Source organism: Chloracidobacterium sp., assembly GCA_015075585.1.
Lineage (GTDB): Bacteria > Acidobacteriota > Blastocatellia > Pyrinomonadales > Pyrinomonadaceae > OLB17.
In genome coordinates, this window is record JABTUB010000001.1 from 1,771,065 (window position 1) to 1,785,438 (window position 14,374).

10 protein-coding genes are annotated in these 14,374 nt (G+C 53.6%); 5 read left to right on the forward strand and 5 right to left on the reverse strand.

All coding sequences use genetic code 11. The features are described 5' to 3' along the window. Window positions 1-105: 105 nt before the first annotated feature. From HS105_08180 to HS105_08195, 4 genes are read right to left on the reverse strand one after another with little or no spacing between them, the layout of a single operon-like run. The gene (locus HS105_08180) at window positions 106-3,126 is read right to left on the reverse strand and encodes a pilus assembly PilX N-terminal domain-containing protein (protein MBE7516566.1); all 3,021 of its coding nucleotides are present in this window, start codon (window positions 3,124-3,126) and stop codon (window positions 106-108) included. A gap of 15 nt (window positions 3,127-3,141) precedes the next feature. Next, window positions 3,142-4,200, reverse strand: coding sequence for a prepilin-type N-terminal cleavage/methylation domain-containing protein (locus HS105_08185; GenBank protein MBE7516567.1), 1,059 nt, complete (start codon window positions 4,198-4,200; stop codon window positions 3,142-3,144). 4 nt (window positions 4,201-4,204) lie between these two features. Further along, complete coding sequence (locus tag HS105_08190; GenBank protein ID MBE7516568.1) at window positions 4,205-4,753, reverse strand: hypothetical protein; 549 nt, start codon at window positions 4,751-4,753, stop codon at window positions 4,205-4,207. Window positions 4,754-4,761: 8 nt separating this feature from the next. Beyond that, window positions 4,762-5,445 carry a prepilin-type N-terminal cleavage/methylation domain-containing protein gene (locus HS105_08195; GenBank protein ID MBE7516569.1) on the reverse strand — a complete coding sequence of 228 codons (684 nt, stop codon included), beginning with the start codon at window positions 5,443-5,445 and terminating at the stop codon, window positions 4,762-4,764. A 240-nt stretch (window positions 5,446-5,685) separates the two neighbouring features. Between HS105_08195 and HS105_08200 the strand changes: the two genes are divergently transcribed. The 4 genes from HS105_08200 to HS105_08215 are packed head-to-tail and all read left to right on the forward strand — an operon-like array spanning window position 5,686 to window position 11,980. Beyond that, window positions 5,686-6,690 carry an FHA domain-containing protein gene (locus HS105_08200; GenBank protein ID MBE7516570.1) on the forward strand — a complete coding sequence of 335 codons (1,005 nt, stop codon included), beginning with the start codon at window positions 5,686-5,688 and terminating at the stop codon, window positions 6,688-6,690. Continuing rightward, complete coding sequence (locus tag HS105_08205) at window positions 6,687-8,576, forward strand: hypothetical protein (protein MBE7516571.1); 1,890 nt, start codon at window positions 6,687-6,689, stop codon at window positions 8,574-8,576. Before HS105_08200 ends, HS105_08205 begins: the two co-directional genes overlap by 4 nt. Before the next feature lie 2 nt (window positions 8,577-8,578). Beyond that, a complete protein-coding gene (locus HS105_08210; protein MBE7516572.1) occupies window positions 8,579-10,363 on the forward strand; it encodes an FtsW/RodA/SpoVE family cell cycle protein in 1,785 nt (594 codons plus the stop codon). Window positions 10,364-10,369: 6 nt separating this feature from the next. Then, window positions 10,370-11,980, forward strand: coding sequence for a Stp1/IreP family PP2C-type Ser/Thr phosphatase (locus tag HS105_08215; protein MBE7516573.1), 1,611 nt, complete (start codon window positions 10,370-10,372; stop codon window positions 11,978-11,980). Here HS105_08215 and HS105_08220 read toward each other — a convergent pair. Beyond that, a complete protein-coding gene (locus HS105_08220) occupies window positions 11,970-12,767 on the reverse strand; it encodes an RNA methyltransferase (protein ID MBE7516574.1) in 798 nt (265 codons plus the stop codon). The genes HS105_08215 and HS105_08220 overlap by 11 nt on opposite strands. A 56-nt stretch (window positions 12,768-12,823) precedes the next feature. Between HS105_08220 and HS105_08225 the strand changes: the two genes are divergently transcribed. Continuing rightward, the gene (locus HS105_08225) at window positions 12,824-14,365 is read left to right on the forward strand and encodes an acyl-CoA carboxylase subunit beta (GenBank protein ID MBE7516575.1); all 1,542 of its coding nucleotides are present in this window, start codon (window positions 12,824-12,826) and stop codon (window positions 14,363-14,365) included. Window positions 14,366-14,374: the final 9 nt, after the last annotated feature.

A 14,374-nucleotide genomic window follows, 5' to 3' on the forward strand; every position in this document is an offset into this window, starting at 1 on the left:
ATACGATATCACACATCAAATGTTCACCGCCGAAAAGGCCGCAGGCCCCGCGATCTTGATACGATCGTGAGGCCTGCTCGATCAAACGTACGCTGTCAGAGCGTCCTAGTCGTTCGTTCTCTGAAATCCCGTAGTCTGCACATACTGGAAGAACGGCGTCCCCGGAGGCAAGCGTGCCGGATCGAGGAAGGCCGAGTCGAACACCCAGTTACGGACCGGCGGCTCGTACACCGTGTTACAGCATTTGAAAGAACCATTGTTGTTTCGCGAGTTGAAGAGATTGATCAGCGATCCGGCGTAATTGAGCCTTTGCCTTACAGAGGTGCTTTGATTCAACCATGTCTCCAGGAAGCGCTTAAAATTATGGACACCGCCGTTCAGGTTCGGTGAGATGCCTCCTTGGTTGATGCTGAGCTGTTTCGAAGCCACGGTATCGCCGGCGATCATTGCAAACCTGATCGTCGTTTCCGATGCGACGCGCCTCGTCTCGTCATAAGGGTAAGTAAAACTCTCGGCATCGTTCCACGCATTTGAAAGGATCGTTACGGCGTCGCCCACGACCGAGGTAGGTATGTGCAGCCATCCGTTCGTTCCTCCGCCTTGCGGAAGGTAGTTAGAGTAGGGCGAGTTGCCGGTTGAGGGCGGAGTTGTTAACCCTGTCGCATCATAGTTGCCGCGAATGTAGATACCGTTCTCGGATGAGAAGCTGAATCCCATCGTATTTGCCGGAGTCGCAGAGTCATAAATGCCCGGCACCGTGCTTGCGTTGATCGCTCGTACGCCGCGGCGATAATACTTATGATCCTGCACAGCCGCCAGATCCGGTGCAGATGTATTCGTATTATACTTCTCCGTTTCCACACCGTATGAGGTGTTCAGCAAGCCATCATTATTGACGTCTTCGCCGACCTGCATTGTGGAGGTATTGCCCGGAGCCGGACTCAGAATGTCCTCCATATCCAATTCGCCGTCAAAATCGGCGTCGCCGCGCCGGTCGGATACATAGAAGATCCAGCCTTCACGAGACGGCACATCGCCCGACATTAGCCCGATGCCGCCTTTTGCGGTTGCGAGCGGAGTGTCCGTCGGGAAAAGGCCATTGAAATCACCACGAAGGAAACGCCGTAGATTCGCAATATCAATATCGACCATCGTCATCACGCCATTCCGCGTTACCCTGCTCAGGTTGTTATAATAGGTCGTGCTCCGCTCATCATAATATTCGCCCTCGCGCGTGTCGAACATCTTGATCGGTATCGGCACGATCGCAGCGTAACCGCTATTGACAGTTGCGAGTTTCAGGTGCGCAACATTTTCGCGGTAGGCATCCCCATCTAAGCCGTAATCAGCATCTGAATTCGTGCATCTAGGCGTACCGCTCGTCGGACAGCCGTTCGCGATCAAAGTGCGGCGTTGATTCATTTGGTTGGTCGCGCTTCCGGATAGTCCCGTAAAGCCGAACCTAGCAACCGCGTTCGTCGCTGCAGAACCGCTTCCCCATGAGGTCAGCGCGTTACTGCCGCCCGGAATTGCAGGGCCGGGAATCTCGAATCGCTGAAGCTTGATGATCGCTCGTGAATCAGGGTATGTAAGTGCGCTCTGGGGCGACGCACTCGTCAGATTGCCGCTTGGGCTCGACGGCGTACCGTTATTGCTATATTCCCGCGTACCCGTGTAGCCGTCGATATTCAAGGCAGACGATGCCTCGTCAGTGATCCCGAGGCTGAGAAAGTCTTGTGTTACGTCTTTCGCTATCGTCGTCTGTGTCGCCTGATCTATCGAGACAAGTTCGACCTTGATCCAGACCTCGCGTCCCGGAACCTGACCGCCAATGTAGAATCGCTCGCCGTTAAGGCGGGTTCCTCGATAACCCCACGTCGTATCCGATGGCGAAAGCTTCATCGGTTTTGGCTGATAACCGCGGGCGTCCGAGGTCGGATCGGCTCCGCCGCCGGCCGAGTCTCCGTCAAGCCTTACGCCGCAAACACCGGTGATCGCCGCCGTACCTATTCCTGACGCGCAGCCCGGAAGTTTTGCCTTGCTGTCGGCAAGACTTACTCGAATGCCGAATTTGTTCGCATAACGCTCAGTGCGAAGGATGTCATCGTCGGCATCAGCAGCGGTTACGGGCGCAAGCACGCCAAGCGAATTCTTGAACAGGTCGCCGATCGATTTGCCGCGCTTGACCATCTCGACAAGGTCGGTCGGGTAGCCCACCTTCAGCGGAAGTCTCAGTTTTGGAGCACCGGCTTCAAGATTGCCGTCAAAGATCGCGGCATTTGTCTTAAAACTCGGATTGACCTTGCTCGGCGGCATATCCGGGTTGGAAGCAAAGATATTGTTTGAAGCGCCCGACGTTGTATTGTGTACACTTCCGTTTGTCGGCAATAGCTGTTTGAAAGATCCTGACGCATTTTTGATATAGGTCTTGTTGTTGCCTGAGTCGCCCGTGTACCAATTGCGCCAGGTTTGCGTGATTATCTCGTGTGTGGCGGTTACCTTAGAATCGAAGTAGACACCATCGTCGCCCGGCGAGATAAAGAAATTGCCGTTCGTATGAACGCGGCCGCCGAAACTGAACAGCGGCGGCCTGAAAAGCTCGAGGTCGTCGTCATAGAACACACCGAACTGAAAGATCGGAATTCGACTGTTCAAAACGTTTCGCGTCAACTGCACCTGCACCCCGTTTTGATCGGTCGTAGTGGTCCTGAGCCGCCAGTTATCACGGATCGCATAAAGACCGCTGTACGGCCCGCCGTTCAGAACGATATTTTGCCGTGCTGACGTCATATCGAGCTCTTGGGCGAAGGTGTAATTCGCAAGTCCCGGGACACCTGCGGTCCTGATCGAATTAAGATCGGCAACCGTAGGATTTAGTTTTGTCTCGAATATCTTATTGAAATTACGCGTCATCATTTCGAGACTGCCCTGAGCGGCATAAAACGTGCGCGAATCAGCGGTTTCATTGCCTACCGCCATCGCCTCGGTAGATGAGCGCGTAAGAGCTACCGCCACGAAGACGGTGATCAAAGCAAGTACGAACAGACAAATAACGATGGCGGAGCCACGCTCCGCTTCCCGTTTCGGGGTTATTCCAACAACTCTATTTCCTTCTGCGGTTCTCATCTTGTACTTCCTTTTCTAATTTGCGTCGTAGCCCAAATTTCGGGTGCTGAATGTTGAGGTAAGCGATGTTCGGAAAGGGTGACCGGTAGCGTTCATCTCTGTCGATCGCGTGCTGATCGTGTATCGTATCTGTCGAACGGCCGCGAGATTTGTCGGCGTGTCGTCCGCTGTTCCGGGGATACCATCAGGCCCTGCGAGAGGATTTTCGGTCTCCGATCCGTCGTCCATCAAATAGACGATCTGGAAATCCTCTACCCCAAAGACCAACGGCTCATCTACAAAGCCAACTGCCGGCAATGCCGGCGGCCTGTTCACGTATTCGCGGCGGGTCAGCGTACCATCGCTCGTGACGAAATATGTGACCATACTCACACGCTGAATACTCGCCGGAACAGTTATCGCACGCAATGGGCCGCTCGCTCCGGTCTGGTTGAAGCCGAGTACGTCACCGTTTGCGAACTGTATCTTGTTCGAACCGCTGAGGGCTGTTGAGACAGCCAGCGTTGACCCCGTATTACCCGATACCAGATAAAGGTCATTCACGCGGCACAATGAATTACTTCCGGACAGCGGAACGATCTCGTCGATCCCCGTTCCGGTAGTTGTCGCCGCATTGATGTTCAACGGCTGTGAAATGCCGCCGATAGGATTAAAGGTATTGTCCTTAAAAAGGAACGTAACTTGATCCGTACGAATATTGGGATTCGTATTGTAGGTGTTCAGCGTTATGTTATTACCGGCAATGATAGGTGCAACCGTGTCGCGGCTTGTGTCCACATCCGGCGGTATTCCGAGCAGGTTCGCCAATCGGTTGTCGGCCAAAAATACCGTGTTCTTCAGCGGATACCCGTAACCCGCGTTATATGTATCCTTACCGACTGTGCTCATCGCCATCCGTAGGCTCTTGTTGAGCGAGGTGTTCTCATTGACCACCGTCTTGCTCTCTCGTGCAACCTGCAGAAGGCCAAAGACAGAACCGGTAACGATGAGAAAAACGACCATTGAAATGGTGAGTTCTACCAGTGAGAAACCCGCTTGGCCGAGGTCTTGTATAAATTTACGATCGCGTTTCATACCTTTATTCCTCAACGACCGCATAATCGGTCATGACCGTCGTCAACGATTCCTCTCGCGCAATTGCCCCAACGAAATACCGCACCCTCACCTCGACGGCACGGATGCGAACTTTTGAAAGCCCCGGCGTCGGACAATTGTACGAAGGCCTTTCCGGATCGCATTGATCGGTGATCGTGATCTGCCGCTGCAGGGCCGAAAGAGGAGCTCCGGCGTCGTCAGCCGTGCCAATTATGTTGTCCGGCCCGGCATTCGGCAAAACGTTCTGCATTCCGGTAACAAAGATGCCTTTCGGTACGCCGTTCACGATGTTCGAGCCGACATTGCCAACCGCATCCCAGCCAAGGCGAACCGGATCGGTCTCCTTGACCGACATGATCGACTCCATGGTCGATGCGGCTATCTCTTTTGCAACGATCTGCTGCTGCTGGCCTTTTGATTGGATCATCGCCCCGGCGATCGCCGACATCAAAGCAAGCACGCCGACCATCAACAGGACGATGGCGATCATCACATCTATGTACGAAAAACCTGATTGATCTTTGACTCTCATCTGATGCCCTAATTTAGTACTCCGACAAATGTGCTGCCTGTGTACTTCCAGTAACGAACCGCCGAACTCCCGCCGAATATCGTGATCGCTCGAACCTCGCCGGCGTTGCGGGCGTTCGGATTACCCGGCGTTGCGGGCGGCCAAATGTAAAGCGTCGCGCTGATCGGCGTGCCTGCGGCATTCACGGCCGAACCGTCACGCTGAAAACGCGCGGCCCAGACCGTATGGCCGATTACCGAGTTCGCCCCTTCTGTGTGCCCAAGTCCGTCAATTGCATAGGTCGCATTCGGATAATTGGGCGGGTTCGGCTTTGCAACGCCGTTCGGATTCACATCCATCCTCACATCGGCGGTCTTATCAAGCGGGATCGCTTTAAGCAGAACGTCCGGATCGGTGCCTGCCTCGTCAATGATAAGCAAGCGATTGTCCGTGAGGTCGATCTCGAACCGCATAGTACGGCGACGTGTGATGGCGAGTTGATTGGCCTCACGCAGAAGATCCATCACCCTGATCGCCTGATCGTCCGAACGATAGAGCCGCCGGTAGCTCATGAAATACGGAATGGAGATCGTCAGAACTACCGCAAGTACGGCGACCACGACCAATAGTTCAATTGCCGAAAACCCTGCTGAGCTTCGGCCTCCAATAGCCGCCGAAACGGACGAACTAAACCGTTGTAGCTTTGCCTCCATTAACATATTCCCTTTTTTAACTGAACGGTACGCTTCGGCCCGAAAACTAAGATCTTGGACACATCAAATAATGAAAACGCGGAAACCTTATCAATTTCCAAAAACATTTTACATCGTACAACCATTTTTTACAATACTTTTGCGCTCTTTGGTTTGTAAAGAATTTTGGATAAAATTGCTTGATCTTTCGTATTACGTTTTTGCATGACTGAAAGCGACCGTTCGAGAAGTTCTCCCGGCATGGCCGACTGGCTGTTCAAGGGCGTATTGGCAAAGCTTGGCGATAAATTCGACAGCTTCACCGGGCGCAAATTGGCGCCTTCCGGCAGCCTTGCGACGAGCGGTATTATCGAGCGGATAAAGATGCTTTTGGACTCGGAGGCGATCGAGGTGCCGGGCAAAGGCAAGGTAGTGCCGAATAATATCCGGCTGAAAATGCAGTGGGATAAATTCGCCTCTGACGATGACAAGAGTATCGATAGACTTCAGGCCGTACTACTCGCAGCGGCCGTTGATCACATAAATGACTCGCTTTATTACACTTATGCTCCGGTATCACTGGTAATTTCCGATGACTATTTCGTTGAAGGTATAAAGCTCATTGCCGGCTTTGACGGCACCAATGACGACGGCCGCGAGGTTACAATGGATCTCGCTCCGTCGCACGATGATCATCCGCTCGCCGAAGATGAAACTCAAGCCAAGCTCCCGCGATTGCGTGAACTTTCGGTTCGCTACAGACTTGCAGGCCGTGAGGTTGCCGCAAAGATCGAAGTTCAAGACGATGGAAGGGTTTCCGTAGGGCGCGGCAGCGGGAACAAACTCTCGATAAACGATCCGGGCGTATCGACAATGCACGCAACAATACTCATCGGAGAGCAAGGCGAGATATCGGTTGCAGATATCGGCTCTACGAACGGCACCTTTATCAACGATAAGCGGATCGCCTATGGCAAAGTTCACGCACTTTCGCCAACGGACCGTTTACGTTTCGGCACCGTGGAAGTTTCGCTCGAGGTTGTCATCACGCAGCCGCAGGCCGAGCCAATTCCTGAGGTCGTTACCGACGGAAATTCGGTTGAGATCAACGGCTTCGAGTTCAGAGAAAAGTCCTCGGCCCAACCTACTGCAGCAAACACGGGCGCCGAGAGCGTCTCGAATACAGCAACCACTATCGCTTTTGAAGCGGACCATGACGCACCGGAAACTGATGATAGCGGAAAGTTGCCGGGAGGATCTGAATGAGGCCGGCCTTTTTCATCGACATCGGCAAGTTTCTCGTCGAGAAGATCTTCGGCGGACAGGTGCTTGAAAGAACACCTGCCGGACTTTCCATTATTTACCTATTGGCGTTGGCAGCGATAGTTGCAATGCTGTTCGTGTTGCTCGTCGAGAACATTCGGCCTCGCAAATTCATTTTCGAATATCAACTTCCCCGCAGCGTCGTAAAGCGCCTTTCGAGGACCGCGGCGAATCGGAGTATAACGATCTGGTTCCTGGTATTTCTGGGACTCTGTGTCACCGTATTCGGATTTCAGGTCTATTGGACCCGCTATGCGGAGGACCCCGAAGGACAGATGCAGGCTCTCAACTACAAGGACCTGAGAACCAGAAGGACAAATGCGGCAGCATTACGCGGCTGGATGCTCGACCGTACCGGAAAGCTCGATGCCGCCCTTGCGTATTACAAGATCGGTACGGACGGCAGCATTGACCGCTATTATCCGCTGGACAAAGAACTCGCGCACCTTCTCGGAACTGAACGCGGGACTCCGGGATTGGAACGTACGCTCTACAAAAAGGATGCGGAGACGATGCCGGAAGCATGGCAGATCCTTTTCCGCTATAAGGATCCCGAACCGGAAGAAAAAGATGTTCGCGTAACGATAGACCGCGAACTTCAGGCATACGCCGCGCGTCTGCTTGAGGGGAAAAAGGGGGCCATTGTTGTGATGAACCCTCAGAACGGCGACGTTTACGCTCTGTATTCAAATCCGTCATACAAGCTCTCGGACGTACGCACTTTGGACGGCTATTTGAAATTCGAAGCGGACCGAAATAATAAACCGCTGCTCAGTCGGGCATTGCGTGAATATTATGTTCCCGGTTCGACGTTCAAAACGCTTACGATGGTCTCAGCCTTTCGTGCGGGAAAGCAGGATCTGTTACTGAGCGACCTGCCGGCACCGGATTGCTACACGCCGTTTCGCGGTTCGCGGCCGATCTGTGACGCCGGCGGAAGCTGCGAGATCTGCTCGCCGGCCGTGCCGCTTCGCGAAGCATTCAAGGTATCGAGCAACCAGTACTTTGCTCAGCTTGCAAATGCCCTCGGACGCGAGCGCATGGGCGAAACCGCACGGCTCTTTGGGATCGCCCCGGTTGAAAAAGCCGATGAAGCACTAACGCAAGGATATTTCCCGGACATCTGGAATGTCAGCGACCCGCGCATCGCGCGTTCGCTGAGTCCGGCGCGATCGACGATGGTTACGGGTAAAGACCTCACACTCTTTGATTTCGGTTTGGAAGGAATGGGCCAAGGGCTCGCGTCGCAAATGACGCCATTTCAGATGGCACTGATCGCAGCCGGGCCCGGGAACCTGAAGGGATCTCTGATGAGGCCAAAGATCGAGGCCGATATCGAGCCAAAACTTTTTGCTCAAGTCCTCTCGCCCGAACAGGCCCGCTCGGTTCGCGAGATTATGTCAACCGTAACGGAAGAAGCCGGCGGCACCGGCGGAGCGGTCCGGTCTGCACTGTCGGGCACCGGCATCACCGCAGGAGGTAAGACAGGCACAGCGGAAAAGGATCACATTCCCGTCTATGACGAGGCCACGGGTGAGCGGAAGTTCAAACTTAAGACGAGAAAGGACAATGACGGCAACCTTGTCGAATACAAAGAATATGAATTCCGCAACCGCACCGACGGCTGGTTCATTTCCATAGCACCTTTAGAAAACCCGCAGGTGTCGATCGCCGTCGTCGTTGAGGATATCGGCCAGAGGTTCGGAGGAAGCACTGCTGCGCCGGTTGCCGCTCAACTCATTCTGAAGGCACGCGACCTCGGTCTGCTGGGCGAGCGCTACAAGCCCGTAAAAGTGGCAGCTCCGTCCAAGAAAAAGAAGAAAGCCTGATCGTGAAGAATCGCACTCTGTTCCATCTGCTGCTCCTTTCGGCTATCGTCGTACTGACGGCGGTCGCTCACTATTCCATATATTACGGTGCATTGATACGCGGCTACGAGACCGGCTTTATGACCGCGTTTCGAAATGTCGCTCTGATCGGCCTGCTGGCGATACTGCCGATACCGATCAGGTACTTTCTTCGCTACCAGGGCAATTGGACGATGTACACGGCTTGCGTCCTTCTCTTCTCGATCGGGCTGACCGTTCAGTATCGGCTGTTCTCTGATCGTGAATATGTTGCCGACATTCCCGCGGCAGAACGTGCAAAGGTTGAGAGTGCGAACCTCACCGATAGAGAAAAACGGAGTCAAATGCTGAAGCTGAAGCTTCAGGCTATTGCACGTGAACGCGATGCAAAGATCCGAACAGTGCAGATGCGGTACATAAAGGAGAATTATTCGCCCGAAAAGAAACAAATGATGGGGCTGCCTCCGACGCCTGCTGAACCGGTCGACCTATCGCAGGAGACCTTTCGGCCTGCCGGCGGTACACTCTCCGGCGTCGCCCTTTCGGGAAATACCCTGATCCCGATATTTGCGATATTCTTGATGGTCCTGGCGTTCCTTGCGATGCGGCGCGAGGACACGCTTACGTTTCTGAAGAACAACGGATTCCTGATCGTCCTGCTTACTCTTCTGCCTCTGCTTTTTGCTGCGATCACTTCGCGAGCCGGAAAGTCGGTTGGCAATATGACGCCTTGGGAACCGGCAAAGATACCATTTCTTATAGGCTTTGCGGCTTTGCTTGCGGCTCTTTACCGCAATCTTTCACGAACATATTGGGGCATTCCACGTGCAAAGGATGTTCTGCCGCTGCTCTTTATGGCATTAGTTCCCTTTTTGCCGTTCTTTGTTCTGAAGGACTTCGGGCAAATGATGGTGTTCGGTGCCGTTTATATCACGCTCTACCTGATAGCGGTTCGGCGGTTCCCGCAAAGGCTGGTCCTGATCGGCAGCGTTGTTCTTGTGATGTCGATCTTGATCGTCGGGGCTCTTCCGATCAACACTCAGGCAAAGATCCCTCTGCTTCCGACGATAGCGTCACCCGTAAAGAGGATATTGCCCGACCGCATCCAACAGCGTTTTCACCTTTGGCTTGACGGTTTCGACCCGCCGACGCCCGATACGCCTTGGTGGAAGTCTGATTACGATGACTACTATGAGCAGCTGGTAAAGAATGATCCGAAGTTCCCGAAAATGCTTGAAGATAACCCCGAGCTTCAACGGTCCATAAATGTCGATGCGTGGTTCGACATCCTTGCCTTTCAGCCTGCACAGGCGACGTTCGGCATCGCTTCGGGCGGCTATACCGGCCGCGGGCTCGGACTTGGCTATCCCGAATTGATACCGGTATCCGACAGCGATTACGTCTTTGCCGCCGCTGCAGAAGAACTTGGACTTTTTGGAGGTTTGTTGATAACCTTGGCGCTGATCGTTTTCGCCGCAGCGGGTGTCCGTACCGCACGTGATTCACGCGATATGTTCAGCCGGTTATGCTCGATCGGCCTGACAGCTTTTATCGGATTTCAAGCCCTTGTAAATATCGGCGGCATCACACGGGCGTTGCCGATGACGGGGATCACGTTGCCGTTCGTCAGCCACGGCGGCTTCAGCTTGATAACGAGTTTTACGATGCTCGGCATCCTTATGGCATTCTCACATCGAAATGCTATGGACCAATACCGTGATACAATTAAACCTCCACTCGAAGGATCTCCTGCAAATATTGCTGTCTAATATGTTATGGAACTTACACAAACTGCTCAGCAATTGACATCTGCGGCCGTGAGTGACCGCGGCTTGAGCGAGAAACGCCCTCAAAACGAGGACTCTTATCTCGAAATGCCCGATGTCGGCATCTTTGCCGTCGCTGACGGAGTCGGAGGTGCGCAGGCGGGCGAGGTCGCGTCGCAAATGGCAGTTGAGATACTCGCCGAAGCATTTACTAATCGAGCGGTGAATTCCGACCCGGAAATGGTGATGAAGGTTGCCCTCGAAAAGGCGAACAGCGCGATCTATCAAATGTCGAATGACGTATCGCAGTTGGCAAAGATGGCAACTACGATCGTTGCCGTTTACATCGACAATGATGTCGCAACGATCGCACATGTTGGTGATTCGCGCGTCTATCGTATAGAGCCGACAGGCACGATACGCCGCGAAACAGAAGATCACTCAATGGTTGCCGATGAAGTTCGCGCGGGTCGAATGACCCAGGAACAAGCTGAGAACCATCCCGGAAAAAATATCATTAACAGAGCGCTCGGAGCCGAGACTGACGTAGATATTGACCTAAAGACCATAATGATCGCTCCGGGAACGACGTTCCTGCTTTGTTCTGACGGCATTACGAGGCATATACCCGATAGTGAGCTTCAGGCGATCATCAACGCCCACGAAGACCTTTCCGCCGCCTGTGCGCGATTAAAAGAGGTTTGCTATGAGCGAGGTGCTGAAGACAACTTAACGGCAGTTCTTGCCCGAACACCTGCTGCCGCTTTTGAAACAGCACCGGAGCCGATCAAGCGTGCGGCCGAGACCGATATCCTTGCTCTCCCGGACGAAGAGGACACGCTGATCTCCGCTCGTTTTCATAGCGCCAACGGGTCTGATGATAACCTTCTTGAGCTGGAAGACGATGTCGTAGACGGGTATCACGAAGATGCGCCGACAGAGTTACCAATATCTGAGGTTGAGGCAACCGATCCGGAACAAACCGTTCCGGCGGCGGTTGACGCAACCCAAAGCGCCGAGCCGGAAACAGCCCCTCCGCCGATGGCCGCACCGTCAAGTGTTGCGGAAGCAGAAGCCGCCGCATCTCAGCCGGCCCCGATGTACAACAATGAGATGTTTTCGCAGGCCGGGAGCGAACCGTCGTCAGGCGTATTCGGCAAAGCGGTCGGTTTTACTGCACTCTTCATTCTCGGGACGCTTGTGGGCATTGCGATCTATCATTTTGCATTTCGGCCTTCGACCGAGATCGCCGCTCCTGAACCCTTGACGGAAATGCAGTCGCCAAATATTCCGTTCACAAGCTTTGAAGGACTAAGACGCGAGATCGATAGAGATCCTGCCCTCTATGTCGCAAAGCACACAGCACCTGAAGATGCTGAGGATCATTATCTGCTCGGACGAGCATACTTATTGACAGGCGATAGTGTAAAGGCTAGAGCCGAATTTACCGAGGCGCGAAAGCTGTTGCCTAACTCGGATCAGGTCAACCAGAAGTCGCTTGAGAATGACATCGCGATCGGAATGGCGGTAACGAGTGACACGACGATCCAAAGGCTTCTAAAGAAAGAACTTGAGACATCGGTATCGTCTGCGGCCAACGCTGCAACGCCTAACCGCTGATCTGCCGTTTTGCTTCGAACAGAATGATCCCGACAGATACCGCGAGGTTGAGACTCTCAACCTCATTTTCCATCTCGATACAAACGCTTTCTTCGGCGGCACTGAGAATGTCAGCCGGCAGCCCGTGTGCTTCGGAGCCAAGCACAAGCAATCGGGGCCGCATCCAGTCGATCTCACAATGCTGCTTGTCAGCAGAAGCTGCTGAGGCCGTTACCGTAATACCGTTTGACAATGCCCACGCGAGAGCATTTGCGAACGTAACGCCCTCGCAGACGGCTAAACGCAAATTCGCCCCGAGGGCGGCGCGATTCGCTTTTGCTGAGAATGCATCGGCGGAGTTTGGTGATGTGATCAGGGCTGTAACGCCGGCAGCCTCAGCGGTTCGCAGTACTGCACCGAGGTTTGACGGATTATTGACCTCGTAAAGATATAGATATATCGGAAGCACCGCCGAGGCGGCTTGCCGAAGATCGGCCATGGAGCAATGCGGCCGTTCGGCTATGGCAGCGATGCCCTGTGAACCGGCGGTATCGCATATCGAGTCAAAGATGGCTCGCTTCACTGTCAGCGGATCGATCGAATGATCTTTCAGCAGATCGAGTACGCTTTGATCGGGAAACTCGCTTGAAACAAGACATGAAATGATCCGCACATTTCGTTTTAATGCCTCGACGACAAGCCGTTTTCCTTCCAGAAATATGACAGAAGGTTCCCTGCCGTCGCGTACACGCTTTGCGAACTTTACGCGTTCGTTGTCCCTGCTGGTTATGATGGTCTTGTGCAGCATCGAAAAAGCCCTTAAACTAATTCAACTTACTTGATATGCGCCCGGAATCCAAACCTATGACCAAGATAGAAGAGCTGACTGCACGTTCGCGGGCCGCTGAAATGGGAGGCGGTGAGGCCCGCCTTGATAAGCAGCGTTCATCGGGCAAACTTACCGCACGCGAGCGGATCAACCTGTTCCTCGACGAAGGAACGTTCGAAGAGTTCGATAAATTCGTTCGCCATCGTGCAACCGATTTCGGACTCGATAAACAGGTATTTGACGGCGATGGGGTCGTAACGGGCCATGGGCTGGTGGACGGCCGCGAGGTATTCGTTTTCGCTCAGGACTTTACGGTATTCGGCGGCTCGCTTTCCGAAACGCATGCGCAGAAGATCTGCAAGATAATGGATCTCGCAATGAAAACAGGCGTTCCCGTTATCGGCCTGAACGATTCCGGCGGTGCCCGTATCCAAGAAGGTGTCGTTAGCCTTGCGGGCTATGCGGATATTTTCCTGCGGAATACGCTCGCAAGCGGCGTCGTTCCGCAGATCAGCTGTATTCTCGGCCCTTGTGCAGGCGGTGCTGTTTATAGTCCGGCGATCACGGATTTCAACGTAATGGTCAAGGATACGTCCTATATGTTCATCACGGGGCCGGACGTGATAAAGACCGTAACGCATGAGGATGTTACAAAGGATGAGCTCGGCGGAGCAATGACGCATAACGCCCGATCCGGCGTAGCTCACTTTGCAGCAGATTCCGACGAACACGCATTGCGGATCACCCGCGAGTTACTCTCGTTCATTCCGTCCAACAATATGGACGATCCGCCGTTCGTTCCGACGGATGATCCGTCAGAGCGTACCGATGACTCTTTGAACACGCTTATACCGGAATCGCCCAATCAGCCGTACGACATCCGCGATGTCGTGACAAAAGTCGTCGATGACGCTTATTTCTTTGAGGTTCAAGAGCATTTCGCACCGAATATCGTTGTCGGCTTCGCAAGACTCGGCGGATCTTCGGTCGGAATTGTTGCAAATCAGCCGGCGTTCCTCGCAGGTGTACTCGACATCGATGCATCGGTCAAGGCGGCTCGATTCGTGCGCTTTTGTGACTGTTTCAATATTCCGCTGATAACCTTTGAGGATGTTCCGGGCTTTCTTCCGGGGATCAATCAGGAGCATCAAGGCATCATTCGCAACGGTGCAAAGCTGCTGTTCGCCTTTGCCGAAGCGACGGTTCCAAAGCTGACCGTCATCACACGAAAGGCTTACGGCGGAGCTTATTGCGTGATGGCGTCGAAGCACATTCGCACCGATGTGAATTTCGCGTATCCTACCGCCGAGATCGCCGTGATGGGAGCTGAAGGCGCAGTTGGCGTTCTGTATAAAAAGGAGCTGCTCGACACCACCGATCCGATCGGCACACGCGACCGTATTATCAAAGAATTTACCGATAAGTTCGCCAATCCGTATGTCGCCGCCGAGCGCGGCTACATCGACGAGGTAATTGAACCGAAATATACAAGACCGAAATTGATCCGGGCACTTTCACTCCTGCGAAATAAACGCGACAGTAATCCGCCCAAGAAGCACGGCAACATACCGCTTTGATACGCGGAC

Excerpts from the sequence above, each read along its gene's own strand:
- HS105_08195 (MBE7516569.1), bottom strand. The coding sequence starts at position 5,445 with ATGGAGGCAAAGCTACAACGGTTTAGTTCGTCCGTTTCGGCGGCTATT.
- HS105_08200 (MBE7516570.1), top strand. The coding sequence starts at position 5,686 with ATGGCCGACTGGCTGTTCAAGGGCGTATTGGCAAAGCTTGGCGATAAA.
- HS105_08225 (MBE7516575.1), top strand. The coding sequence starts at position 12,824 with ATGACCAAGATAGAAGAGCTGACTGCACGTTCGCGGGCCGCTGAAATG.
- HS105_08215 (MBE7516573.1), top strand. The coding sequence starts at position 10,370 with ATGGAACTTACACAAACTGCTCAGCAATTGACATCTGCGGCCGTGAGT.
- HS105_08190 (MBE7516568.1), bottom strand. The coding sequence starts at position 4,753 with ATGAGAGTCAAAGATCAATCAGGTTTTTCGTACATAGATGTGATGATC.
- HS105_08185 (MBE7516567.1), bottom strand. The coding sequence starts at position 4,200 with ATGAAACGCGATCGTAAATTTATACAAGACCTCGGCCAAGCGGGTTTC.
- HS105_08205 (MBE7516571.1), top strand. The coding sequence starts at position 6,687 with ATGAGGCCGGCCTTTTTCATCGACATCGGCAAGTTTCTCGTCGAGAAG.
- HS105_08180 (MBE7516566.1), bottom strand. The coding sequence starts at position 3,126 with ATGAGAACCGCAGAAGGAAATAGAGTTGTTGGAATAACCCCGAAACGG.
- HS105_08220 (MBE7516574.1), bottom strand. The coding sequence starts at position 12,767 with ATGCTGCACAAGACCATCATAACCAGCAGGGACAACGAACGCGTAAAG.